At 58.3% G+C, this 25,352-nt stretch carries 24 protein-coding genes; 14 read left to right on the top strand and 10 right to left on the bottom strand.

Annotation, left to right across the window (positions count from 1 at the left end; all coding sequences use genetic code 11):
* Positions 1-84 precede the first annotated feature (84 nt).
* From xthA to ABLU88_RS00780, 8 genes are all read left to right on the top strand, one after another.
* Complete coding sequence (gene xthA / locus ABLU88_RS00815; protein ID WP_014228976.1) at positions 85-891, top strand: exodeoxyribonuclease III; 807 nt, start codon at positions 85-87, stop codon at positions 889-891.
* A 183-nt stretch (positions 892-1,074) separates the two neighbouring features.
* Positions 1,075-1,737, top strand: a complete 663-nt coding sequence (locus tag ABLU88_RS00810) for a TVP38/TMEM64 family protein (RefSeq protein ID WP_348836094.1) — start codon at positions 1,075-1,077, stop codon at positions 1,735-1,737.
* A complete protein-coding gene (locus tag ABLU88_RS00805) occupies positions 1,727-2,425 on the top strand; it encodes a TVP38/TMEM64 family protein (protein WP_348836093.1) in 699 nt (232 codons plus the stop codon). The genes ABLU88_RS00810 and ABLU88_RS00805 overlap by 11 nt, the downstream gene beginning before the upstream one ends.
* Entirely contained in the window at positions 2,422-2,973 is a 552-nt protein-coding gene (locus tag ABLU88_RS00800) for a carboxymuconolactone decarboxylase family protein (RefSeq protein WP_014228973.1), read from the top strand. The genes ABLU88_RS00805 and ABLU88_RS00800 overlap by 4 nt, the downstream gene beginning before the upstream one ends.
* A gap of 9 nt (positions 2,974-2,982) precedes the next feature.
* Entirely contained in the window at positions 2,983-4,143 is a 1,161-nt protein-coding gene (locus tag ABLU88_RS00795) for an ABC transporter substrate-binding protein (protein WP_348836092.1), read from the top strand.
* Positions 4,116-5,651 (top strand): ABC transporter permease subunit, encoded by a 1,536-nt coding sequence (locus ABLU88_RS00790; protein ID WP_348836091.1) that lies wholly within the window; start codon positions 4,116-4,118, stop codon positions 5,649-5,651. The genes ABLU88_RS00795 and ABLU88_RS00790 overlap by 28 nt, the downstream gene beginning before the upstream one ends.
* Positions 5,651-6,283, top strand: coding sequence for an ATP-binding cassette domain-containing protein (locus ABLU88_RS00785; RefSeq protein WP_348836090.1), 633 nt, complete (start codon positions 5,651-5,653; stop codon positions 6,281-6,283). Before ABLU88_RS00790 ends, ABLU88_RS00785 begins: the two co-directional genes overlap by 1 nt.
* Before the next feature lie 78 nt (positions 6,284-6,361).
* Complete coding sequence (locus tag ABLU88_RS00780; RefSeq protein WP_348836089.1) at positions 6,362-7,669, top strand: rhodanese-like domain-containing protein; 1,308 nt, start codon at positions 6,362-6,364, stop codon at positions 7,667-7,669.
* A 139-nt stretch (positions 7,670-7,808) separates the two neighbouring features.
* On the opposite strand, the gene ABLU88_RS00775 is transcribed toward ABLU88_RS00780, so the two are convergent.
* Complete coding sequence (locus ABLU88_RS00775) at positions 7,809-8,426, bottom strand: CDP-alcohol phosphatidyltransferase family protein (RefSeq protein WP_014228968.1); 618 nt, start codon at positions 8,424-8,426, stop codon at positions 7,809-7,811.
* A gap of 86 nt (positions 8,427-8,512) precedes the next feature.
* Between ABLU88_RS00775 and ABLU88_RS00770 the strand changes: the two genes are divergently transcribed.
* Positions 8,513-8,923, top strand: a complete 411-nt coding sequence (locus tag ABLU88_RS00770) for a pyrimidine (deoxy)nucleoside triphosphate diphosphatase (RefSeq protein WP_009653472.1) — start codon at positions 8,513-8,515, stop codon at positions 8,921-8,923.
* A 182-nt stretch (positions 8,924-9,105) separates the two neighbouring features.
* Positions 9,106-10,449: an NADP-specific glutamate dehydrogenase gene (gene gdhA / locus ABLU88_RS00765; RefSeq protein WP_004850048.1), complete on the top strand. Its 1,344-nt coding sequence runs from the start codon at positions 9,106-9,108 to the stop codon at positions 10,447-10,449.
* Positions 10,450-10,521: 72 nt separating this feature from the next.
* Here the strand turns inward: gdhA and ABLU88_RS00760 are convergent, their stop codons facing one another.
* Both ABLU88_RS00760 and selD read right to left on the bottom strand, forming a co-directional pair.
* Positions 10,522-12,477, bottom strand: coding sequence for a DNA topoisomerase III (locus tag ABLU88_RS00760; RefSeq protein ID WP_014228966.1), 1,956 nt, complete (start codon positions 12,475-12,477; stop codon positions 10,522-10,524).
* A 4-nt stretch (positions 12,478-12,481) separates the two neighbouring features.
* Complete coding sequence (gene selD, locus ABLU88_RS00755) at positions 12,482-13,525, bottom strand: selenide, water dikinase SelD (RefSeq protein WP_014228965.1); 1,044 nt, start codon at positions 13,523-13,525, stop codon at positions 12,482-12,484.
* Positions 13,526-13,752: 227 nt separating this feature from the next.
* On the opposite strand from selD, the gene phoC reads away from it, so the two are divergent.
* A complete protein-coding gene (gene phoC / locus ABLU88_RS00750; RefSeq protein WP_348836088.1) occupies positions 13,753-14,499 on the top strand; it encodes an acid phosphatase PhoC in 747 nt (248 codons plus the stop codon).
* Positions 14,500-14,730: 231 nt separating this feature from the next.
* Here the strand turns inward: phoC and ABLU88_RS00745 are convergent, their stop codons facing one another.
* Positions 14,731-15,282 (bottom strand): NAD(P)H nitroreductase, encoded by a 552-nt coding sequence (locus tag ABLU88_RS00745; RefSeq protein WP_348836087.1) that lies wholly within the window; start codon positions 15,280-15,282, stop codon positions 14,731-14,733.
* A 166-nt stretch (positions 15,283-15,448) separates the two neighbouring features.
* On the opposite strand from ABLU88_RS00745, the gene sppA reads away from it, so the two are divergent.
* The 3 genes from sppA (at position 15,449) to pncA (ending at position 19,065) form a co-directional block, all read left to right on the top strand.
* Entirely contained in the window at positions 15,449-17,302 is a 1,854-nt protein-coding gene (sppA, locus tag ABLU88_RS00740) for a signal peptide peptidase SppA (protein WP_348836086.1), read from the top strand.
* A 94-nt stretch (positions 17,303-17,396) separates the two neighbouring features.
* A complete protein-coding gene (gene ansA, locus ABLU88_RS00735; protein WP_004850037.1) occupies positions 17,397-18,413 on the top strand; it encodes an asparaginase in 1,017 nt (338 codons plus the stop codon).
* 10 nt (positions 18,414-18,423) lie between these two features.
* The gene (gene pncA / locus ABLU88_RS00730; RefSeq protein ID WP_032749510.1) at positions 18,424-19,065 is read left to right on the top strand and encodes a bifunctional nicotinamidase/pyrazinamidase; all 642 of its coding nucleotides are present in this window, start codon (positions 18,424-18,426) and stop codon (positions 19,063-19,065) included.
* 37 nt (positions 19,066-19,102) lie between these two features.
* Here the strand turns inward: pncA and ABLU88_RS00725 are convergent, their stop codons facing one another.
* The 6 genes from ABLU88_RS00725 to ABLU88_RS00700 all read right to left on the bottom strand — a co-directional run bounded on the left by ABLU88_RS00725 (position 19,103) and on the right by ABLU88_RS00700 (position 25,344).
* A complete protein-coding gene (locus ABLU88_RS00725; RefSeq protein WP_047724040.1) occupies positions 19,103-20,461 on the bottom strand; it encodes an MFS transporter in 1,359 nt (452 codons plus the stop codon).
* Positions 20,462-20,602: 141 nt separating this feature from the next.
* Positions 20,603-21,361: a DeoR/GlpR family DNA-binding transcription regulator gene (locus tag ABLU88_RS00720; RefSeq protein WP_049082154.1), complete on the bottom strand. Its 759-nt coding sequence runs from the start codon at positions 21,359-21,361 to the stop codon at positions 20,603-20,605.
* A gap of 133 nt (positions 21,362-21,494) precedes the next feature.
* Positions 21,495-22,478 carry an aldo/keto reductase gene (locus tag ABLU88_RS00715; protein WP_348836085.1) on the bottom strand — a complete coding sequence of 328 codons (984 nt, stop codon included), beginning with the start codon at positions 22,476-22,478 and terminating at the stop codon, positions 21,495-21,497.
* A gap of 9 nt (positions 22,479-22,487) precedes the next feature.
* A complete protein-coding gene (locus tag ABLU88_RS00710; protein WP_032749515.1) occupies positions 22,488-23,435 on the bottom strand; it encodes a sugar kinase in 948 nt (315 codons plus the stop codon).
* A gap of 4 nt (positions 23,436-23,439) precedes the next feature.
* Positions 23,440-24,276, bottom strand: coding sequence for a ketose-bisphosphate aldolase (locus ABLU88_RS00705; RefSeq protein ID WP_014228956.1), 837 nt, complete (start codon positions 24,274-24,276; stop codon positions 23,440-23,442).
* Positions 24,277-24,300: 24 nt separating this feature from the next.
* Complete coding sequence (locus ABLU88_RS00700; protein ID WP_348836084.1) at positions 24,301-25,344, bottom strand: NAD(P)-dependent alcohol dehydrogenase; 1,044 nt, start codon at positions 25,342-25,344, stop codon at positions 24,301-24,303.
* Positions 25,345-25,352: the final 8 nt, after the last annotated feature.

Below are 25,352 nucleotides of genomic sequence, written 5' to 3'. Positions count from 1 at the left end.
CAGAATAAAGCGCCTTTGCGCAGCCAGCCCGGCGAATTTCTGCTACCATCCCTGCACTATTCACCTTGCACAGTGGCAGCGACTATGAAATTTGTCTCTTTTAATATCAACGGCCTGCGTGCCCGCCCGCATCAGCTGGCCGCCATCATCGATAAACACCAGCCCGACGTCATCGGCCTACAGGAAACCAAAGTTCACGACGATATGTTTCCTCTCGAAGAGGTGGCAAAGCTGGGCTATAACGTCTTTTATCACGGGCAGAAAGGCCATTACGGCGTCGCGCTGCTGACCAAAGAGACGCCGATCTCCGTGCGTCGCGGTTTCCCAAACGATGGTGAAGAGGCCCAGCGCCGCATCATCATGGCGGAAATCCCTTCCCCGTTTGGCAACGTGACGGTGATTAACGGCTATTTCCCACAGGGCGAAAGTCGCGATCATGAAACCAAATTCCCGGCGAAGGCGGCGTTTTATCAGAACCTGCAAAACTACCTTGATACCGAACTGAATAAAGAGAATCCGGTACTGATCATGGGCGACATGAATATCAGCCCGACCGATCTCGATATCGGCATCGGTGAAGAGAACCGCAAGCGCTGGCTGCGTACCGGCAAGTGTTCCTTCCTGCCGGAAGAGCGCGAATGGATGGAGCGCCTGCTGAGCTGGGGCCTGGTGGATACTTACCGCCATGCGAATCCGCAGGATAACGAACACTTCTCGTGGTTCGACTATCGCTCTAAGGGCTTTGACGATAACCGCGGGCTGCGTATCGATCTGCTGCTGGCAAGCACCCCGCTGGCGCAGCGCTGCATCGAAACCGGCATCGACTACGAAATCCGCGCAATGGAAAAGCCGTCCGACCACGCGCCGGTATGGGCGACCTTTAAAGTCTAAATATTCCCTCTGTCAGGCTCTCCCGTCCGGAGAGCCTGAGCCATATCAAAAAAGCCGCCGTCAGAGATTGTGAACGGCGGCAAACTATTATACTGTCGCGCGCACTTCAGACCGCCCGCGCCATACAGGAGAACCCAATGCAAAAGAAGCCGTCATAAAGCAGAATATAAGCTGCTTTTTGTTGTGGTGATATTGAGCATTGTCGCCTGTCTTATTCAGCAGTCGGGTTTTGCCGGGCTGGTTACCCATTTTGATCGTCTGCGCGAAATGATCCGCCAGAGCGGCGCCTTCGGCTATACGCTCTATATTCTGCTGTTTATCGTCGCCACCCTGTTTTTGATTCCGGGCACTCTTTTAGTGATTGCCGGCGGGGTGATTTTCGGCCCGCTGGCGGGAACCTTGCTATCGCTGCTGGCGGCGACGCTCGCCTCCTCCGCGTCGTTTCTGTTCGCCCGCTGGCTGGGCCGCGAGCTGCTGCTTAAATACGTCGGGCAGACGGCGATTTTTCAGGCCATTGAAAAAGGCATCGCCCGTAGCGGCACCGATTTTTTAATTCTGACCCGGCTCATCCCGCTGTTTCCCTATAATATTCAGAACTACGCCTATGGCCTGACGGCGATTCCGTTCTGGACGTTTACCTTTATTTCCGCCCTCACCACCTTGCCCGGCATATTTATCTATACGCTGATGGCCAGCGAGCTTATCCGCGAGGGTATCACCCCCCTGTTTATACTGAAGCTGACGCTCGCGGGGCTGGCCTTATTTGTTCTGATTCAGGCGGCGAAAAGATATGCCCGCTATCGGCGAATCGAGACATCACGGATACAGGCTCACGATGAAAAATAGCAACGCGCGCTACCGGATAGCCATCGGCATGACGCTGTTTGCGCTTCTGCTGGCATGGTGGCTGATACCCGGCGTCAACGAGTTTATGCAGCGCAGCCTCGCCGCTTTTGCCACGCTCGATCAGCAGGCTATTGAACGCTTTATCGACTCCTGGGGCCCGCAGGCGGCGCTGATCTCCTTCGCCCTGATGATTTTGCAGGCGATTATCGCCCCGCTTCCCGCCTTCCTGATCACCTTCGCTAACGCTTCCCTGTTCGGCGCCTTCTGGGGCGGCGCGCTGTCGTGGGTGAGCGCGATGGCCGGCGCGGCGCTGTGCTTTTTTATCGCCAGAGCGCTCGGCCGCGACGCGGTGGAAAAGCTCACCGGCAAGAGCGTACTGCAGAGTATAGATGGCTTTTTTACCCGCTACGGCAAACACACCATATTAATCTGCCGTCTGCTCCCTTTCGTTCCCTTCGACCCGGTGAGCTACGCCGCCGGGCTGACGTCAATGCGCTTTCGCCACTTTATGCTGGCCACCGGTCTCGGCCAGCTGCCCGCGACGATAGTCTATTCGTGGACCGGCAGCCTGCTGACCGGCGGCACATTCTGGCTGGTGACCGGTTTATCGATCCTGTTTGCGCTGGCGATTGTGGTGGTCGTCGCGAAAGCGCTCTATCTTGAACAACAAAAGAGGCGTTCACGATGAGCTTACCCCCTCTGAAGTCCATTCCGCTGATTCTTCGCCCGCAGGCCTGGCTGCATCGTCGCCACTACGGCGAGGTGCTCAGCCCTATCCGCTGGTGGGGCCGTATTCCGCTGGTGTTTTACCTGGTGTCGATGTTCGTCGGCTATCTGGAACGCAAGCGTTCGCCCCTCGATCCGGTGCTGAGATCGCTTGTCAGTGCCCGCGTCGCGCAGCTGTGCCTGTGCGAGTTTTGCATTGATATCACCAATATGAAGCTGGCGGAACGCAGCGGCGGCAGCGCTAAGCTGCTGGCGGTCGCCGAATGGCGGGACAGCGCGCTATTCAGCGACCGCGAGCGGCTGGCGCTGGAGTATGCCGAGGCGGCCAGCATGACGCCGCCGGTGGTCGACGATGCGCTGCGCGACAGGCTGGCAGGCCAGTTTGACGCCCGCGCGCTCACCGAACTCACGGCGCTGATCGGTTTACAAAACCTGTCGGCGCGCTTTAATTCGGCCATGGCGATCCCCGCCCAGGGATTGTGCCGGATCCCAACCGATTCAAAACCATAAGGAGTGGTTATGCGCAGTGTGCTGGTCTTCGCTTTGCTGTTGCTCTCCCCGCTGGCCGCCAGCGCTGGCTGGCAATCCCTACAACAAGAAGCCCGCGGCCAGACGGTGTGGTTTAACGCCTGGGGCGGCGATCCGGCGGTGAACCGCTATCTCGACTGGGTCAGCGGTGAGGTAAAGCGCGACTACGCTATCGACCTGCGCATCGTGCATATTGCGGATGCCGCCGACGCGGTAAAACGCATCCAGACCGAAGCCCGCGCCGGACGCAGTAAAGGCGGTTCCATCGATCTGCTGTGGGTCAACGGCGAAAACTTCCGCACCCTGAAAAACGCCAGGCTGCTGCAAACCCGGTGGGCGGAAACCCTGCCCAACTGGCGCTTTGTCGATACGCAAAAGCCGGTGCGCGAGGATTTCTCCATCCCCACCGACGGCGCCGAGTCGCCGTGGGGCGGCGCGCAGCTCACTTTTATCGCCCGCCGCTCACAAACGCCCGACGGGCCCACCTCTCCGCAGGCGCTGCTGGCTTTCGCCGCCGCGCATCCCGGCAGCGTCACCTACCCGCGTCCGCCGGATTTTACCGGTACCGCGTTTCTTGAACAGCTGCTGCTGACGCTGACTTCGCGGCCCGACGCGCTACGCCAGCCGCCTGAGGAGGCCACCTTCGCCGCCGTGACCGCGCCGCTGTGGCACTATCTTGATCGGCTTCACCCTCTGCTGTGGCGCCAGGGCCGCGACTTCCCGGCTTCGCCCGCCCGTATGGATGCCATGCTTAAAAATGGGACCCTCAGGCTGTCCATCACCTTTAACCCGCTGCACGCGCAGCAAAAAGCGGTCAGCGGCGAGCTGCCGAAAGACAGCTACGGTTTCGGCTTCCGCGAGGGGATGCTTGGCAACGTCCACTTTGTGGCGATCCCGTCCAATGCCCGGGCGACGGCGGGGGCAAAAGTGGTCGCGAATTTCCTGCTCTCGCCGCAGGCCCAGCTGCGCAAGGCCGACCCGACGGTGTGGGGCGACCCCAGCATGCTGGATCCGGCGAAATTAACCGAGACTGAGCGGCAGGCCTTTAACGCCGTTGTGCCGCAGAATATGCCGCCGATGCTGGGTGAACCGCACGCGGCCTGGGTTGACGCGCTGGAGCAGGAATGGCTGCGCCGCTACGGCACTCACTAAGGCTGCTGGCCTGGGCCGCCGTCGCGCTGATCTATCTGCCGCTGCTGCCGGCCGCTGCGCTGATGGCGCTTCCGGCGCTCCGCCGCGCGCGCTGGCTGTCGCTGTTTGCCGACCCGCAATTCAGCCAGGCGCTGGCGGCGACTCTCGTCTCAACCCTGCTATCGGTTGGCGGCGCGCTGATCATCACGCTCACCGTCGTGGCCGCACTCTGGCCGTCGGGCGGCTGGCGGCGGCTGGCCGCAAGGCTCCCTCTGCTGCTGGCGGTGCCCCACGTGGCCTTCGCCACCGCCGCCCTGCTGCTCTTCGCCGATGGCGGCTGGCTCTCGCGCCTGTTGCCCTTTTTTACCCCGCCGGTTGACCGCTACGGCATTGGACTGGGCCTGACGATGGCGCTCAAAGAGAGCGCGTTCCTGCTGTGGGTGGTTTATGGCCTGTTAGGCGAGAATCGCCTGGCCGGACAGGCGACGGTATTAAAAAGCCTCGGCTATGGACGCTGGCAGAGCCTGAAATGGTTAGTCTTGCCCACGCTGCTTCCGTCGCTGTCGATAGCGCTGCTGGCCACCGCCGCCTGGAGCCTTTCGGCGGTCGACGTCGCGCTGGTTATTGGCCCGGGTAACCCGCCGACGCTGGCGGTGCTGGCCTGGCAATGGTTAAGCCAGGGCGATGAGATCCAGCAGGCGAAAGGCGCCCTCGCCAGCCTGGTACTGCTGCTGACGCTCGCTATCATGGCGCTGGCGGCGTGGGGAGTCTGGCGTCTCTGGCGACGGCGGATCCCGCAGGTTCAGGGGATCCGCCACCCGCAGCCGCGGGCGCTCGCCGGGAAAAGCTTCGCCCTTCTTCTGCCGCTGTGCGGCGTGGCCTGCGCCCTGCTGCTTGCCGCGGCGGCGCAGAATAGCCAGCCGGTCAGCGATAGCGTCGGCAACAGCCTGTGGCTTGGACTCTGCTCAGCGTCGCTCGGCGCGGTTATCTGCCTGCTGTGGCTGGCGTCTGGCCCTTCCCGTTTCGACGGATGGATCTGGCTGCCGCTGATTTTACCGGCGCTGCCGCTGGTAGACGGCCAATATCAGCTGGCGCTGTATACGTGGCTGGACGGCGAGTGGGTCGCCGTTTTATGGGGGCACCTGCTGTGGGTCGTGCCGTGGATGCTGTTTATTCTGCGTCCCGCGTGGCGCGCTCGCGACCCGCGCATGGAGCTGCTCGCCCGCACCCTCGGCTGGCAACGAGGCCGCATCTTCTGGCTGGTTACCTTACCCGCCCTGACGCGTCCTCTGCTGACCGCGCTGGCGGTGGGCTTTTCGGTAAGCATCGCGCAATATCTGCCGACGTTATGGCTGGGGGGCGGACGGTTCCCGACGCTCACCAGCGAAGCCGTCGCGCTGAGCAGCGGCGGCGAGACGTCCACTCTGGCCGCGCAGGCGCTATGGCAGCTACTGCTGCCGGCGCTGTTTTTTGCCGCCACCGCGCTGCTGGCCTGGCTGACCGGCCGCTATCGACAAGGATTACGCTAATGTTGATCGTCAAAAACCTGACTCTCAGCCTCAACGGAGATCCGCTGCTGCGCAACGTCGACTTTTCCGTTGCTCCCGGCGAGATACTGACCCTGATGGGCCCCTCGGGCAGCGGTAAATCAACCCTGTTCGCCTGGATGGTCGGCGCGCTGGCGGAGAATTTTCGCGCCGCCGGCGAGCTGTGGCTGGATAACCAGCGCTGCGACAGTTTACCCACCGAGCGACGGCGCATCGGCATCCTGTTCCAGGACGCGCTGCTGCTCGACCACTTCAGCGTCGGGCAAAATTTACTGCTGGCGCTTGCCGCTGACGTCCGCGGCCCCCAGCGCAAAGCCCAGGTCGAACAGGCGCTGGAGCGCGCCGGTCTGGCGGGGTTTTATACGCGCGATCCGGCCACCCTTTCCGGCGGCCAGCGGGCGCGGGTCAGCCTGCTGCGCGCCCTGCTGGCCCGACCGCGGGCGCTGCTGCTGGATGAGCCGTTTAACCGCCTCGACGTTGCGCTGCGCGCCGATTTTCGCCGCTGGGTGTTCAACGAACTGGCGCGGCAGGCGATCCCCGCGGTGCTGGTCACGCATGATGACCAGGATACGCCCGCCGGCGGACGCTGTTTGCATATGGGGCTCTGGCAATGAAAGCCTGCGCTATCGCAAAGAATTCTCCGCGTTGTTCGCGGAGAATTGCCGCTCAATTTTCTACTGCCGGGCATTTCGATGAAACGTGTTTCTCAATTGACCGCACTCGCCCTGCTGATGGGGCTTGCTGCTGCTTCCACCTCCGCCGCTGACACCATGCCAACGCTAACGCTTTCCACGCTGCAACAGCACAACGGCGTCGCTATTGATACGCGCCTTAGCGCTTTCTATAACGGTTGGCCGCAAGGCGCCAACGGCCCTCAGGGCCATGAACCGCAGGCGCTCAACCTCGCCGCCAGCTGGCTTGGCTCGCTGAACGATGAACAGCTGAGCGCCTGGGCTAAGCTGCACAATCTGCAGGCCTCTACGCCGATTGCGCTGTACGGCAGCGCCGACGACAACGCAAAAGTCGCGGCGCGCCTTAAGGCGGCAGGTTTCACTCACCTCAGCTCGCTCGGCGACGCCCTGAGCCAGGCGGACCGCCTGCAGAAGCTGCCGCATTTTGAACAGCTGGTGTATCCGCAGTGGCTGCACGACCTCCAGCAGGGTAAACCGGTCACCGCCGCGCCTGCCGGGCACTGGAAGGTGTTCGAGGCCGCCTGGGGCGCGCCGAAGTTTTATCTGCTGAGCCATATTCCGGGCGCCGGGTATATCGATACCAACGAGGTGGAGAGCGAGCCGCTATGGAACAAAGTCTCCGACGCGCAGCTTAAAGCGATGCTGGCAAAACACGGTATTCGCCATGACACCACGGTGATTTTGTACGGTCGCGACGTGTATGCCGCCGCCCGCGTGGCGCAGATCATGCTCTACGCCGGGGTGAAGGATGTGCGCCTGCTCGACGGCGGCTGGAAAACCTGGTCCGACGCCGGGCTGCCGGTCGAGCGCGGAACGCCGCCGAAGCAGAAGCCCGAGCCGGAGTTCGGCGCGCCGATCCCGGGTCAGCCGCAGCTGATGCTCAATACCGAGCAGGCTCGCGCCCTGCTGCACCGTCAGGACGCCTCGCTGGTAAGCATTCGTTCCTGGCCGGAGTTTATCGGCACCACCAGCGGCTACAGCTATATCAAGCCGATGGGGGAGATTGCCGGGGCCCGCTGGGGCCATGCCGGAAGCGACTCCACCCATATGGAGGATTTCCATAATCCGGACGGCACCATGCGTAGCGCAGATGATATCGCCGCGATGTGGAAATCATGGAATATTCTGCCGAACCAGCAGGTCTCTTTTTACTGCGGTACCGGCTGGCGCGCCTCAGAAACCTTTATGTACGCCCGGGCGATGGGCTGGAACAACGTCTCGGTCTACGACGGCGGCTGGTACGAGTGGAGCAGCAACCCGAAAAACCCGGTCTCGCGCGGGGAACGCGGCCCGGAAAGCAGTATGTAATTCGCCTGTTGGCCATATGCACCGCCGGGAAGCCTCCTTCCCGGCGCATTCCCGAAGACGGCGCTGACGCACCGGACCGCTGACGACTGTGGCCCCGTAGCCCGGCTAAGCGCAGCGCGAGCCGGGAAAAACCCGCCCATCAATCTCTTACCTGCTTCAGGGTAAGGTATCCGCTCCACACCCGCGTAAAGGTCGTCAGCCAGCACAGTGCGCCAAACATCCACGCCAGCCACGCAAACCACGCCGGAAACAGGCAGCTCAGCACAAACAGCGCGATAGTTTCCGTCCCTTCCGTCAGCCCGCCGAGATAATAAAACGATTTGTGGGCGTAGCCCGGATTATCGATTTGATGCTTAGCCGCCAGCGCGGCAAAGGCGAGAAAGCTGCTGCCGGTGCCGATAAACGCGAACAGCAGCCAGCCGCCCGCCAGCGCGTTGTGCGCCGGATCGGCAAGAATAAAGCCAAACGGCACCAGGGCGTAAAACAGAAAATCGAGCGAAATATCGAGAAAACCGCCCGCATCGGTCAATCCACGTCGCCGGGCCAGCGCGCCGTCCAGGCCATCCAGCAGGCGATTGAGCACGATCGCCGCCAGCGCCGCCGGATACCAGCCCAGGGCTAAAAACGGCAGCGCCAGCACGCCAATCGCAAAGCCAAATAGCGTCAGGCCATCGGGAGAGATAGCCGGACGATCCAGCAGGGCGGCGGCGGCGTTGAGGACAGGTTTCAGGCGGGGATGCAAATGACGGTCAAGCACAAAGTCTCTCCAGCGAATTCAGGGTTGTTTGACGGGGACAAGGACGGTGATAATAGGCCATTATCCCGTACAGAACGATGATTCACATGCTAAAAACCCTTGATGTTGTTGCCGCTATTATCGAACGCAACGGGCAAATTCTGCTGGCGCAGCGGCCGCCCCATGCGGATCAGCCGGGAATGTGGGAGCTGGCCGGCGGTAAAGTCGAACCCGGCGAAACCCAGGCCCAGGCGCTGGCGCGCGAGCTCCAGGAGGAGCTGGCGATCGACGCCCGGCCGGAATGCTACATCGCCAGCCACCAGCGCGAAGTGTCCGCCCGCCTGATACATCTTCACGCCTGGTGGGTTCCGCATTTTAACGGCGAACCCATCGCCCGCTACCACAGCCAGCTGCGCTGGTGTTCACCGCAGGAGGCGTTAACCTTCCCTCTTGCGCCAGCCGATATTCCCCTGCTCGAAGCCTTTATCGCCCAGCGCGCCGCTCTCCATTCCCGCTAATTTTGTCAGGTGGTTGTCATCGTTTTTGATTATGACCACCGCCTGATTATAAATTTTGCTTTCTGAACAATTTTTCCTTGCTTAACTAACGATTTCCGATGGTATAGTCGGAAAATCGGCTTTTTCAAGGGCTGAATCATAATAAATAGACGCAACCACAACCATAAGGGGAACTTATATCTATGGATCAGACGTGCACTCTGGAAGGTTTTCTCGCCCGCGTTCAACAGCGCGATCCAAATCAAACTGAATTTGCTCAGGCGGTCCGCGAGGTGATGACCACCCTGTGGCCATTCCTTGAGGAAAATCCGCGCTATCGTCAGATGAATTTGCTGGAACGTCTGGTTGAACCGGAGCGTGCTATCCAGTTCCGCGTCGTTTGGGTTGATGACCGCAATCAGGTTCAGGTTAACCGCGCCTGGCGCGTGCAGTTCAACTCCGCCATCGGCCCGTATAAGGGCGGTATGCGTTTCCATCCCTCTGTAAACCTGTCGATTCTGAAATTCCTCGGCTTTGAACAAACCTTCAAAAACGCCCTCACCACCCTGCCTATGGGCGGCGGTAAAGGCGGCAGCGACTTCGATCCTAAAGGAAAAAGCGATGGCGAAGTGATGCGTTTCTGCCAGTCGCTGATGACCGAGCTCTATCGCCACCTCGGTCCGGATACCGACGTGCCGGCCGGTGATATCGGCGTGGGCGGTCGTGAAGTGGGCTTTATGGCCGGAATGATGCGTAAGCTCTCCAACAACAGCGCCTGCGTCTTCACCGGTAAGGGCCTCTCCTTCGGCGGCAGCCTGATTCGTCCGGAAGCCACCGGTTACGGACTGATTTACTTCACCGAAGCGATGCTTAAGCGCCACGGTTTGGGCTTTGAAGGGGCTCGCGTCGCGGTGTCCGGGTCGGGCAACGTGGCGCAGTACGCGATTGAGAAAGCCATGGAGCTCGGGGCGCGGGTGATTACGGCTTCCGACTCCAACGGTACCGTGGTTGACGAATCTGGCTTCACCAAAGAAAAACTGGCGCGCCTGATCGACATTAAAGAGCGCTGCCACGGCCGCGTGGCGGATTACGCGCGCGAGTTCGGCCTGACCTACCTTGAAGGCAAGCAGCCGTGGTCCGTGCCGGTGGATATCGCTCTGCCGTGCGCCACGCAGAACGAGCTGGACGTCGACGCTGCCCGCCAGCTGATTGCCAACGGCGTGAAGGCCGTCGCGGAAGGCGCCAACATGCCAACCACTATCGCGGCGACCGATCTGTTCCTCGAAGCGGGCGTGCTGTTCGCGCCGGGTAAAGCGGCCAACGCCGGCGGCGTCGCCACTTCAGGACTGGAAATGGCGCAGAACGCCGCGCGCATGGGCTGGAAAGCGGAGAAAGTGGACGCCCGTCTGCACCATATCATGCTGGATATCCACCACGCCTGCGTTGAGTACGGCGGTGAAGCGAAGCAGACCAACTACGTACGCGGCGCGAATATCGCCGGTTTCGTGAAGGTCGCCGACGCAATGCTGGCGCAGGGTGTTATTTAAGTCCACTCGCTGAACGACCCCCTGTATATGGGTTCGAAGCATAATTGAAAAACCCCGGTTTCCCGGGGTTTTTTATTGCGGGCTTTCCGCCGCAGGGCCGGCGGCGCTTTTTTTATCTTTCGCTTTGGCTCTGCCTTTCCCCTTGCTAAAGCTCTTCTTGCCGTCGCCCGGAGCCACAATTCCGCGGAAGCGGCGTACCGGCGTGCTCCTGGCCTGGTCGATAAGCTGGAACAGGGTACCGACCAGCGGCTGCATAAAGTCCTGATAGCGGCACTGCTTCTCGCTGATTTGCGTCAGAATCGATTCCCAGTGGGCGGTCATATCCGGACGCGTCGCCATTTCAGGCAAAGAGTGGAACAGCGCCTTCCCGGCGTCGGTGGAGTGGATATAGCGCCCTTTCTTGGTTAAGAAGCCGCGTTTGAACAACAGTTCGATAATCCCGGCGCGGGTTGCCTCCGTACCGAGGCCATCCGTTGCGCGCAGGATCTTCTTCAGGTCTTTATCCTGCACAAAGCGGGCAATACCGGTCATCGCCGATAGCAGCGTCGCATCGGTAAAATGACGCGGCGGCTGGGTCTGACGCTCCACCACTTCGCCTTTTTCGCACAGCAGCTCGTCATCCTTTGCCACCACCGGCAGCGGCATGCCGTCGTTCTCTTCATCGCGCTCTTTATTGCCTAGCAGGGTTCGCCAGCCCGCTTCCGCCAGAAAACGCGCTTTGGCAACGAACTTGCCGTTGGCGATATCGAGATCGATCTGGCATTTGCGGAACACCGCATCCGGGCAGAACTGCATCAGATACTGGCGGGCAATCAGGCCGTAAACCTTTTCTTCATTGTCGCTGAGTTTTACCTGCGAACTGCGGGCGGTCGGAATAATCGCGTGGTGGGCATCGACCTTTTTATCATCCCAGCAGCGGTTACGGATCTCCGGATCCACCACCGGCTGCGGCAGCAGATCCGCCGCGTGCACGCCGATCGCGTTCAGCACCGCATGGCGCCCGGCAAAATGCTCCTCCGGCAGATAGCGGCTATCCGAACGCGGATAGGTAATCAGCTTATGGGTTTCGTACAGCTTCTGGCAGATATCCAGCACGTTCTGCGCGCTAAAGCCGAAGCGCTTCGCGGCTTCAATCTGCAGCGCCGAGAGCGAGAACGGCAGCGGCGCTGGTTCAGAGTCCCGCTTATCGTTATAAGCGGTGACCGTCGCCGGCTGGCCCTCAATGCGCTTGACGACGTGCTCGGCAAGCGAGCGATGCAGCAGTCGCCCCTCTTCATCCTGGTACGGTTCGCAGGCCTCGCTGGGCACCCAGGTGGCGACAAAACGCTCATCCTTGGGGGTAACGATATGCGCCTTGACGTCGAAGAAGTCTTTAGCGACGAAGTTTTCAATCTCTTCATCGCGGCGTACCACCAGGCCAAGCACCGGCGTTTGCACGCGCCCGACCGAGAGTACCCCCTGGTAACCCGCGTTACGGCCAAGGATGGTGTACGCGCGGGTCATATTGATCCCGTATAGCCAGTCGGCGCGGGCGCGGGCCAGTGCGGAGACGCACAGCGGAACAAATTCGCTGTTGGCGCGCAGGCGGTTAATCGCCCGCTCCACCGCCTGCGGGTTAAGATCGTTAATCAGACAGCGCTGCACCTGCTGACGCTTTTCCGGCGCCAGCTGCAGGTAGTCAAGTACCTCATCCACCAGCAGCTGCCCCTCTCTGTCCGGGTCACCCGCATGAATGACTTCCTGCGCATCGCCGAGCAGACGCTTAATCACGTTAAGCTGTTTGGTCACCGACGGTTTAGGCTGCAGCTGCCACTTTTCCGGCACGATAGGCAAGTCGAGCAGGTTCCAGCGCGCATAGCGCGCATCGTAGACGTCGGGCTGGGCCTGCTCCAGCAGGTGGCCGATGCACCACGTGACCACCTGCCCGTTACCGCACTCAATGTAGCCGTCGCCTTTGCGATGCGGTTTTGGCAGCACATCGGCGATGGCGCGACCGAGACTCGGTTTTTCTGCAATAAACAGCCGCATGAAATCAACGGATCTCGATCATGGGGCGTCCGCCGCGGGCGGTAACCAGCTCGCCGATAGCGGTAAGCGTGATACCAAACTCAGCGGCGGCAGCCTGCACCTCAGCCTCGGCTTCCGGCGTTACCGCCAGCAGCAGACCGCCGGAGGTTTGCGGATCGCACAGCAGATCGCGCCACGCTGGCGGCATGTCGCCCATCAAATGGCCGTAGCTGGCAAAGTTACGCCCGGTACCGCCCGGCACCGCGCCCGCCGCGATGTAGGCTTCGACGCCGGGCAATTTCGGGATATCCGCATAGGTAAGCTGCGCCTGTACGCCCGCGCCGCGGCACACTTCGCTCAGGTGGCCCAGAAGCCCGAAGCCGGTGACGTCGGTCATCGCTTTCACGCCGTCGATATTAGCAAACGCCGAGCCAACGAGATTCATCTGGCACATGGTTTCCGTCGCCAGCCCCTGGTGCTCAGGCTTCAGCAGCGACTTTTTCTCCGCGGTGGTCAGCACGCCAATACCCAGCGGTTTAGTGAGATACAGCTTGCAGCCGGCCTGCGCGGTGCTGTTTTTCTTCACCCGCTCGGTCGGGACGACGCCGGTCACGGCGAGCCCGAAGATGGGTTCCGGAGCGTCAATGGAGTGGCCGCCGGCAAGCGCGATCCCCGCCTGCTGGCAGGCAAAGCGCCCGCCCTCAACCACCTGACGGGCAATTTCCGGCGCCAGGGTATTGATGGGCCAGCCGAGAATAGCGATCGCCATAATCGGCTTACCGCCCATGGCGAAAATATCGCTGATGGCGTTGGTCGCCGCAATGCGCCCAAAGTCGAAGGGGTTGTCGACGATCGGCATAAAAAAATCGGTAGTACTGACGATCGACGTACCGTTACCGAGATCGTAGACCGCGGCATCATCGCTGGTTTCGTTGCCCACCAGCAGATTCGGGTCGATAAATTTGGCCTGGTCGCTTTGCAGGATAGTTTCCAGCACCTTAGGGGAAATTTTACACCCGCAACCGGCTCCGTGGCTGTATTGCGTTAAACGAATGGCTTGCTCGCTCATGGACATCTCCTGTCATTGCAATCCCGATATGGTAGCGCCCAAATGGCGGAGTGGTAAGTGCGACAGTCCGAAATCGCGTATGGTTGCTCATTAAGCAGACAAAAAACCGATTTTGCGATGCGGCCCCGCTTTTTCAACGTGATTTTACCCTTTACTAAAAAATGACGGAAATATGACAAGCATAAATTCTGTTTTCTCTGGACATATAACAACGTAAGGAAGTTTTCATGAAAAAGCGTGTTCTCGCCGTTTGCCTGGCCAGTCTCTTCTCCCTTAACGCTTTCGCCCTGGTTCCCGCCGGTAACGACGTCACCACAAAACCCGATCTCTACTACCTGACCAACGCCCAGGCCATCGACAGCCTGACGCTGCTGCCGCCGCCGCCGGAAGTAGGCAGTATCGCGTTTTTAAACGATCAGGCGATGTATGAGAAAGGTCGTCTGCTGCGCGGCACCGAGCGCGGTAAGCTGGCGGTTGAAGACGCCAACCTGAGCGGCGGCGGCATCGCCAACGCCTTCTCCGGCGCCTTCGGTTCGCCCATTACCGCCAAAGATGCGCCGGAGCTGCACAAGCTGCTCACCAACATGATTGAAGATGCCGGCGACCTGGCGACGCGAGGAGCGAAGGAGAAGTACATGCGCATTCGCCCATTTGCGTTTTATGGCGTCGCCACCTGTAACACCAAGGAACAGGATACGCTGTCGAAAAACGGCTCCTACCCCTCCGGCCACACCTCTATCGGCTGGGCCACCGCGCTGGTGCTGGCTGAGATTAATCCCCAGCGGCAAAATGAAATCCTTAAGCGCGGCTTTGAGCTCGGCGAGAGCCGGGTGATCTGCGGCTATCACTGGCAGAGCGACGTAGACGCGGCGCGTATCGTCGGTTCGGCGGTCGTCGCCACGCTGCATACCAATCCGGCCTTCCAGCAGCAGCTTCAGAAAGCGAAAGACGAATTCGCGAAACGACAGAAGTAACATCGTCGCCGTTGAATGCCCGGAGGCGGCGTCTGAAACGCTCTGCCTCGGCTACGGGTTCCAGGCCGTCCGCGGTTTGGTAGCCCGGACAGGTGCGCCAGCACCGCCTCCGGGAAAAGTGTCAAGTCTGATAGACTGGCACTGCTTCCACCCGGCTCGCGCTGCGCTTAGCCGGGCTACTTCCCCCGAGGAGGCGGTGAGCCGGGCCCGCCCGGCATAACGAGAACGGACTCAGAAGCGCGTCACGAACGGCGCGGTACCCGGCAAAGCGATGGTGGTTGACGCTTTGAGCTGCGGGGTCCCCAGATAGAGAAAGCCCACGATCTTATCCTGCTCGCGGCAGGCAAACCCTTCGCGTACAACCGGGCTTTCGGTTAACGCGCCGCTGCGCCAGATGCCGTTAAACCCCTGCGCCACGGCCGCCATCTGCATGGCCATCACCGCACAGCCCGCCGACATCTCTTGCTCCCACTTTGGCACCTTCGGATGATCTTCACAGTGCGCCACCACCGCAATGATCAGCGGCGCGCGAAACGGCGCGCTGCGCGCTTTTTCAATCGCTTTTTCATCTCCCCCTGCCGCCACCGCGCCTTTTTCCAGCAGCTGGCTGAAGCGCTCGCGCCCTTCATCGGCAATAATGAAGAAGCGCCACGGCTGCAGCGTCCCGTGGTCCGGCGCGCGCAGGCCAGCGCGAAGGATGTTTTCCAGCTGTTCGCCCGCCGGAGCCGGGTCGGTCAGACGTGAAGCGCTGCGGCGATTAACCAGTAGTTCGAGAGCATCCATCTGTATAACTCCTGTGATGTGATTTTTCATAAAATTAACATGCGCAAGGATTTTGTTACAGCCCAACGGGTGATTCCTGCTGACAACCGACGGCACTCTCATTAGGATAGCCAGACGCGGCAGCCCCTGCGGCTCGCCCATTTTTGATTATGGTTAGGGAGAATACATGCGAACTCTTTGGCGACTGCTCGCCGGATTTTTTAAATGGACATGGCGCGTGCTCAATTTCATTCGCCAGCTCGCACTGAACGTGGTTTTCCTGGTGCTGGTGCTGGCCTGCGTCGGTATCTGGGCCCAGTTCAGCAGTACAACGACAGAGCACGCTACCCGCGGCGCGCTGCTGCTGGATATCACCGGCGTGGTGGTCGATAAACCCTCGGCCAGCAGCAAGCTTGGCGTGATTGGCCGCCAGCTGTTTGGCGCCAGTTCCGATCGCCTGCAGGAAAACTCGCTGTTCGACATTGTGCAGACAATTCGCCAGGCGAAAGACGACCGCAATATCACCGGTATCGTGCTGGATCTGAAGGACTTTGCCGGCGGCGATCAGCCGTCGATGCAGTATATCGGTAAAGCGCTGCGCGAATTCCGCGATAGCGGCAAGCCGGTATATGCCATCGGCAGCAGCTACAGCCAGGGTCAGTACTATCTGGCCAGCTTCGCCAATAAGATCTGGCTCTCGCCGCAGGGCGAAGTGGACCTGCACGGCTTCGCGACCAACGGCCTGTACTACAAATCGCTGCTCGACAAGCTCAAAGTGTCGACCCACGTTTTCCGCGTCGGCACCTACAAGTCAGCGGTAGAGCCGTTTATCCGCGATGATATGTCCCCGGCGGCGCGCGAGGCGGACAGCCGCTGGATTGGCGAGCTGTGGCAAAACTACCTCAATACCATTGCCGCCAACCGCCAGATCACCGCTCAGCAGCTGTTCCCCGGCGCTCAGGGCGTGATTGACGGCCTGCGTAAAGTCGATGGCGATACGGCAAAATACGCGCTGGATAACAAGCTGGTTGATGCGCTGGGCACCTCTACCGAGGTGGAAAAAGCGCTGACTAAACAGTTTGGCTGGAGTAAAGAGGACAACAACTACAGCGCAATCAGCTACTACGATTACACGCTGAAAACGCCTGCCGACCAGGGTTCCGCAATAGCGGTTATCTTTGCTAACGGCGCGATTATGGATGGCGAAGAAACGCCGGGTAACGTCGGCGGCGACACCACCGCCGCGCAGATCCGCGACGCGCGCCTCGATCCGAAAGTGAAAGCGATCGTGCTGCGGGTTAACAGCCCGGGCGGCAGCGTCAGCGCCTCCGAGATGATTCGCGAAGAGCTGGCGGCGGCAAAAGCGGCCGGTAAACCGGTGGTGGTCTCAATGGGCGGCATGGCAGCATCCGGCGGCTACTGGATCTCCACCCCGGCGGATTATATCGTCGCCAACCCCAGCACCCTTACCGGCTCTATCGGTATCTTTGGGGTGATCAATACCGTCGAAGATACCCTCGGCTCAATTGGCGTCCATACCGACGGCGTGGCCACCTCGCCGCTGGCTGATGTCTCAACCACCAAAGCGCTGCCTCCGGAAGTGCAACAGCTGATGCAGCTCAGCATCGAAAACGGCTACAAGCGTTTTATCACCCTGGTGGCGAACGCGCGTAAGAGCACGCCGGAGAAAATTGACCAAATCGCTCAGGGCCACGTCTGGACCGGTGAAGATGCAAAAGCGAACGGCCTGGTCGATAGCCTTGGCGACTTTGACGACGCGGTGGCAAAAGCCGCCGAGCTGGCGAAGCTGAAACAGTGGCATATCAACTACTATCAGGAAGAACCGACCTTCTTTTCGATGGTGGTGGATAGCCTGACGGGTTCCGTTCGCGCGGCGCTGCCGTCAGCGGTCCAGGCGTATCTGCCCGCACCGGTCGCCGCGGCGGCCAATGCGGTGAAAACCGAGAGCGATAAGCTGGCGGCATTCAACGATCCGCAGAACCGCTACGCGTTCTGCTTAACCTGCGCCAATATTCGTTAATCCTCTGCCGCCCCATCCCGTGGGGCGGCATTTACTTTATTTTTTCTTCCGCCCCTCTATACTGCGCCTGTCTACGTTTAACCTAAGCGATGCTATGCAGAAGAAATCTATTTACGTTGCCTATACCGGCGGCACCATTGGTATGCAGCGTTCTGAACACGGCTATATCCCCGTTTCCGGCCATTTACAGCGCCAGCTGGCGTTGATGCCCGAGTTTCACCGCCCGGAGATGCCGGACTTCACCATTCATGAATACGCCCCGTTAATGGACTCTTCCGATATGACGCCGGAAGACTGGCAGCATATCGCCGACGATATTCGCGACCATTATGACCAGTACGATGGTTTCGTGATCCTCCACGGCACGGACACCATGGCGTTTACCGCCTCGGCGCTCTCCTTCATGCTGGAGAATCTGGGAAAACCGGTCATTGTGACAGGGTCACAAATCCCGCTTGCCGAACTGCGCTCTGATGGCCAGATTAACCTGCTCAACGCGCTGTACGTCGCTGCCAACTATCCGATTAACGAAGTGTCGCTGTTCTTCAATAATCGCCTCTACCGCGGCAACCGCACGACGAAGGCCCATGCCGACGGCTTTAACGCCTTCGCCTCGCCCAACCTGGCGCCGCTGCTGGAAGCCGGTATCCATATTCGCCGGCTCGGCACGCCTCCCGCGCCGCACGGCAGCGGCGAGCTGGTGGTTCACCCTATCACGCCGCAGCCGATTGGCGTGGTGACGATTTATCCCGGCATTTCCGCCGACGTGGTGCGCAACTTCCTGCGCCAGCCGGTCAAAGCGCTGATCCTGCGCTCCTATGGCGTCGGTAACGCGCCGCAGAACGGCGAGTTTATTCAGGTCCTGGCCGAAGCCAGCCAGCGCGGTATCGTGGTGATTAATTTGACCCAGTGTATGTCCGGCAAGGTCAACATGGGCGGCTACGCCACCGGCAACGCGCTGGCGCAGGCTGGCGTGATTAGCGGATTTGATATGACCGTCGAGGCCACGCTGACCAAACTACACTATTTGCTGAGCCAGGATCTGGACGTGGCGGCTATCCGTCACGCCATGCAGGAGAATCTGCGCGGCGAACTGACACCCGATGAGTAAGGAGAAGCACATGACCCAGCGCGCGCTGCTACTGGTCGATTTACAAAATGATTTCTGCGCTGGCGGCGCGCTAGCCGTCCCGCAGGGCGACAGCACGGTGGACGTCGCCAACCAGCTTATCGCCTGGAGCACGGCGCGGGGCGAAACGGTGGTTGCCAGCCAGGACTGGCACCCGGCGAACCACGGCAGCTTTGCCAGTCAGCATCAGGTCGAACCCTATACCCAGGGCGAGCTTGATGGCCTGGCGCAGACGTTCTGGCCGGATCACTGCGTGCAGAATAGCGAAGGCGCGTCGCTGCATCCGCTGCTCAAACAGCAGGCTATTGCCGCCGTGTTCCACAAAGGGGAAAATCCGGCCATTGACAGCTACAGCGCCTTTTTCGACAACGGCCACCGGCAGAAAACGCAGCTCGATGCATGGCTGCGCGAGCGCGGCATCAGCGAGCTAACGGTGCTGGGTCTCGCCACCGACTACTGCGTCAAGTTTACCGTGCTTGACGCCCTCAATCTGGGCTACACCGTCAACGTGATTACCGACGGCTGCCGCGGGGTGAATATTCAGCCGCAGGATAGCAATCTGGCGTTTATGGAGATGGCCGCCGCGGGCGCAACTCTCTATACCCTTGACGACTGGCTGGAAACCCACGCATAAAATACGCCGACAGGCATTGTCCTGTCGGCGCGTTATCTCAGGCCAGAGCGGAAATCTCTTCCAGCGACGCGTTGCGCGTTTCGATGCCAAAACAAAACAGAATCAGCGCGCAAAGCGCCAGCAATAAACCAAGAACCATAAATACGGTAATCGCGCCGTAGCGGGTCAGCAGGATAGCGACGCCGTAAGGGGTAAATACGGCGACAATTCTGCCTACCGCGTTAACAAAACCTGAACCGCGCAGACGGAGATGCGTTGGCCACAGCTCCGGCACATATACCGCTGAAGCAAAGCAGACGTACATGTACAGGAAAAATATCATCACCAGACCATAGCTTAAGATGGCCCACTCTGCGGTTTGAATCGAATAGACGTAGCCGAGCACCGCAATAATTATCAGTAGAAATGAGCCAAATAATCGCCGCGGAAAACGGTCGATAATCAGCGCGGCGATAAATATCCCCACCGGCGCCCCAACCATCATTATCGCGGTCATCAAGATAGATTTCGTCACGTCGATCCCCGAATTGACGAAAATCGTTGGGATCCACACCGTGATGGTATAGAGCGAAATGTTCATGGCGATCAGTACCGCGATCGCCACCAGCGTTCGCCGCAGCATCTGACCTTTAAACAGCAGCCAGAAAGAGCCGCTTTCCGCGCACGGCTCCGCAACCGGGGCAGTACTCTGCCAGGACGGTAATGTGATGTTTTTCTCTTTCTCGATTTGCGACTCCACCTGCCGGAGGTGTTCTTCAGCCGCATGTCGTTGTCCCTTGCCGGCCAGCCAGCGTGGGGATTCAATAAAATACATCCCCGACAGATACCAGGCCAACAGCATAGCCGCACCGCCGAGCAGAAACATCATCCGCCAGCTTAAAAAAGCGATCACTACAACGCCGATGGCCGCCGACAGCATGGGCGACCAGTTGCCGACAAACGACAGTCGGGCGGACCATTTGCCACGCACCGCGGGCGGTATAAATTCGGTAAATGAGGCATAGCCCACCATAATCAGCGCGCCCATCCCGCAGCCCATCAGACAGCGGAATAAGATAAGCCAGTACATATTGGGCACAAAGGTTGCCGCACAGGCAGAGATCCCGACGATCAGTAAATTGACGCGAAAAGCTTTGCGCCGTCCGAGATAGTCCCCCATAAAACCACCGGTCAGCGAGCCGATAAAGTAGCCAAACATCAGCGCCGAGGTAAATGCCGCATTGAGATAATTATTTGACCAGCCGTTGCTGACTAATTTTGCCAGCACCACGTTACCGGAATAGCTGAGAAAACCGGTGATTAATAAACTAAAACTAATAATGCCAAAAATACGAAAATGAAATCGCGACAAGGGTAAGCGGTCTAATCTTGCGCCGATAGGGTCACATTGTTCCATCTGGATGCCTCAAATTCAGCTAAATTATAAAGTATGACGTTGGCGGCAGGGTCACTTTTGCCGCGCTGTCCGTCATCATTAAATTTTTATGGCATTACCCAGGTGCAAACGAAAACAATATCGACACCACCAACGGCGAAGTTAATAAACCAGTTGAATATTATTTTCTTTACAGAATGCAATCCACTGTGCACCCGGCGCCTTATTAGTGATCAGGTAATTAATATGGCTAAAATCCACCAGCTTGACGAACGCTTTACGATCGAATTTGGAGTGATCGACCAGCAGAGCTACTTCGGCTGCCTGGCGAATCATGGTTTTCTTGATTTCCGCTTCCGCTTCGTTAGAGTCAAGCGCCCCGCTCTGCATATCGAGGCCTTTGCAGCTCATCACCATAATATCTACATGATAACGACTGATAATTTCCTTGGTGATCCGCCCCTGCAGCGACAGCGTGTTCTTATTCAGTTCTCCGCCGGTCGAAACAACATTTATTTCCGACTGCGCCAGCTCATGAAATGCTTCCGCCGAGTTGGTTAACAGCGTGAGATCGTTTCTCTCCTTTAGCAGCTTTAATAACTCCATCGCCGTACTGCTGGAATCGGCAGCCATGGTGGTTTTATTTTTAATAAACGGCAAGGCATTACGGGCAATAATTTGCTTCTCTTCAAAATGAGACTTTGCCCGTTTATAAAAATGAATATTGTCGGATAAAGCACTGGTATTTAATACCGCACCGCCGTACGTTCGGGTCAAAAAACCTTCATCTTCGAGCTTTTCCAGATCGCGGCGTATGGTTTCCTCAGTGACCTGAAAAATTGCGCTTAAATTAGAAACCGCCACTTTCTTATCGTTAGTCACCATTTGCTTAATGGCCTGAATCCTGTCTTTTGCCGCCACGATAACACCTCTGTTTCCCGCAAAGTAATAACCCCCTGGCTTCTGCCAGGATATGTTTGTTTTCAAAATAACATGTCCGAATAGCAGATTCCAATATTCTTTTACACAGAAACAGAGGTCAATGATGCCGCTCTTATTTTGTCTCCACCGCTTCCGCCATTCGTCTCATCAATAATGAATCATCATCCGTCAGAGCGATGGTCAGCGCGGCAATATTCTCACGCACCTGTTCGGGCGCCGTGGCGCCGCTGAGTAAGGTGATTAAATCGCTTTGCTTTAAAATCCACGCCAGCGCCAGCGCGGGGATGGTGCAGCGGTATTTTTCGCACAGCGGCTGCCACTGCTCAAGCATATCAATCACGCGCAGCATATTTTCCCGCTGGAACCAGACCTTATTAGCGCGCGCGCCGCCGGGAACATAATCGCGGCCGATAGTGCCGGTCAGTAGCCCCTGTTCAAGCGGCGAGTAGACCTGCACCACAATACCGTTCTGCTGACAGAGCGGCAGCAGCTCGGCTTCCAGCGCCCGGTCAAGAATGCTGTACTTGGCCTGCACGATATCCAGCTCGCCGTGTTTGAGGTACTCCCTGATATGCCCGACATCGACGTTCGCCGCGCCGATGGCGCGAATCTTGCCCTCTTTCTTTAGCGCGTTCAGCGTGGCGACGGTCTCCACAATTGGCGTAAAGCAGGGCTCCACCGACTGCCAGTGGGTCATATAGATATCAATGGTGTCGATACCCAGCCTTTGCAGGCTGGCCTCCACCTCTTCGCGAATCGACTCGGGCGTCAGGTTTTTGTACAGCTGGCGATCGCCGACCTTGTTAAACAGGCTACCCGTCCGCTCCCAGACGATACCGCATTTGGTTTCGACGACGACTTCACGGCGCGGAAGCTGTTTAAGCGCCTGGCCGACAATCACTTCGCTGTTGCCGAAGTTGTAGCCCGGCGCGGTATCAATCAGATTGATCCCACAGCGATGCGCCTCAACAATGGTATCGATACATATCTGCAGGTCGAGATCGCCGTTCCATGCCGGGCCGCCGCCAATGGCCCATGTGCCTAATCCCATGCGGGAAAGCGTCATATCCGTACTGCCTAAAGGAATCATTTTCATCTGCTGCTATTACCCTTCGTATTCGTCGAGAAGTTGTTCAACCAGCTTTCTGTTCTTCACGCCCGTGGTGGCGCCTACGCTAAGCACCGAGATCGCGGCCGTTGCGTTAGCAAACAGCGCGCAGTCGCGCAGCGGCTTGCCTTCCAGCAGCGCGGAGATAAATCCCGAGGCAAAATTGTCGCCCGCGCCAATGGTGTCGATGGCGGTAATGCCAGAAACCGCCGGAACCTCCATTTTCATATCGGCACGCTTAATAAAGCAGCCTCTCTTACCGGTCTTGATGACGACCGTTTTTACGCCGCAGCTCAGGAAACAGTCGGCAATCTCATCCAGCGTCTCTTTGCCGGTGAGCAGTTTTGCCTCGGCAAAATTGGGAAACAGATAATCGACGTAGCTCAGCGCCTCACGAATATCCTCAAGGGTTTCGTTAAGCCGCGGCTTAATCATATCGGCGCAAATAATTAACCCATGCGCTTTGGCCTGAATGAAGATCTCCGTTAACGCTTTGCCGTCGAGCAGCGGGCTATTAAAAATGCTCGCCAGCGACAGCAGCGTTGCCTGAGAGAAGCGGTCAAAATCAACATCGTTAATATTCAGCTTCCACAGGCTCCCGTTGCGGTTAGTCACAAAAGTACGCTCGCCATCGGCGGTGACTAAGCCCACGTTGATTGAGGTATCGATTTCGCTATCCTGCTTCAGGCTATGGATATCAATATTCTCCCGGCGGCAGTGTTCAAGAATAAAATGTCCTGCTGCGTCGTTCCCTATCCGGCTAATTAATGCTGTTCGGTGACCGAGTCGGGAAATAATAGTGGCCTCATTAATGGCATCTCCCCCGGTGGTCATGGCGATGCGTTCTAACGGATAAGAGTCGACATCAAAGATATTTTTACTCACCGGCTGCAGAGGAATATCTACGATAGCCGCACCCAGACAAATAACCTCGATATTATCCATATTGTCATTCCGCTTTCCCGTCAGAACCAAACAGTTTGATCTTCTCCAGCGCGCGCGCTTTCACCGCTTTGCGAACTTCACGTTCTACGTGCAGGAACGGCTGATTGTGGTTCTCCTGTACCGCCGCCATCGCCGCCTGGCACAGTTCGGTATGGATGTTAATCTTCGAAATACCTAACGAAATGGCCTGCTTAATATCCGCGTCGCTAATGCCGGACGCGCCGTGTAGCACCAGCGGAACGGATACCGCCTCGCGCACACGTTTCACTACATCAAAATTCAATTTCGGTTCTGAGGTATAGACGCCGTGCTGGTTGCCAATCGCCACCGCCAGCGAATCGCAGCCGGTACGCTCGACGAACTCCGCCGCCTGATCCGGGTCGGTATAGTGATAGTCCGCCAGCGCTTCTTCGTAGACCGTTTCATTCCCCACATGCCCCAGCTCCGCCTCAACCGGAATACCCAGCGGATGGAAGAAATCCACCGCCTCTTTGGTCAGGCGAATGTTCTCTTCAAAATCAAAGGCTGAAGCGTCGCGCATCAGCGAATTCATGCCGTGGACCCAGGCGTTGTGGATTATCTCCATGCTGCGCCCGTGGTCCCAGTGAGCAATCACCGGAACCGACGCCTTTTTGGCCATCGAAACCATCATATGCGAAAAATCTTCAAACGAGGTATTGCCCACAAATCCGGTACCGAAAGAGATAATCACCGGCGACTTAGCCTCTTCCGCTGCATCAATAACTCCCATCAGCATTTCCGCATTCCACACGTTAAAGTGGGCAATCGCATAATGTTTATTCTGGGCATCGCTTTCCCAATATTTAATATCTGCCAGCATGGTTGTTTCTCCCTTTGCAATACATTAATGGTTAACTTTAATAACGCCTTTAATAATCTCGCGTTTGTTATTAACGGATTCATCAAACGCGCGCTGAACATCCTCAAAATCATAAATATGCGTCACCATCGATTTCACATCGAAACGCCCGGAGGAGATCGCTTCTATGGTGACCGGATAGCGGTTGGCATAGCGGAAGACGGTCTGAATCGAGACCTCACGGTTAATTTTGAGGAAATTGATGGCTGAATCACCGGGAACCGTACCGACGATCATGATTTTTCCTCCGCGCATCACCAGGTAAGGAGCCTGCTTAACGGTGATGGCAGACCCGGCCGTTTCAAAAACAACATCGGCCCCCATATCGCCGGAGAACTGCTGGCAACGCCCAACGGTGTCCTCTTTCGCGCCGTTGATAACGACTTTGGCTCCGAGCTGTTCGGCCATGGCAAGGCGTTTTTCCAGCACATCAACCACCGCGATGTCGGTTGCCCCCAGGCAAAGGCATGCCTGCAGGGTCATTAAGCCAATACAGCCTGCGCCAAGTATGACGATTTTCTTGCCCGGCTTGACGTTCGCCAGCATTGCGGCATGCATGCCAACCGCCGCAGGCTCCACCAAAGCGCCTTCAAGGGTGTCCACGTTATCGGGCAGTTTGTAAGTGAAGCTCTCCGGATGGCATAGATAGTGGGTTAGCGCACCGCGATAATTTGGCTGCGTGGCCATAAAGTCGACGTCGGGACAGATATTGTATTTTCCCTCCAGGCAGTAGCGACAGTGGCCGCACGGCACGCCGGGTTCAATATTCACCCGGTCGCCCGGCTTAAATTTGCTTACGCGCTTGCCTACGGCCACCACCGTACCGGCGCATTCGTGTCCCAGACCAATTTCCTGATTAGGGTCTTTCGGCGGAATAAAGGGCCCCGACTCAAAACCGTGGACATCTGAACCGCAAATTCCGACGTATTCAATTTTGATCAGCACTTCATGTTCTTTGGGTACCGGGATATCGGCAGCGATAATTTTCATCGTGCCCGGTGTTTTTAATATCGCTTTTGAATTTTTCATTTTATTTC

The sequence above is a fragment of the Klebsiella sp. GW_Kp182 genome, assembly GCF_040062275.1.
In the GTDB taxonomy this organism is placed as follows: domain Bacteria; phylum Pseudomonadota; class Gammaproteobacteria; order Enterobacterales; family Enterobacteriaceae; genus Klebsiella; species Klebsiella michiganensis.
This window is presented reverse-complemented; position numbering and strand designations above follow the sequence as displayed.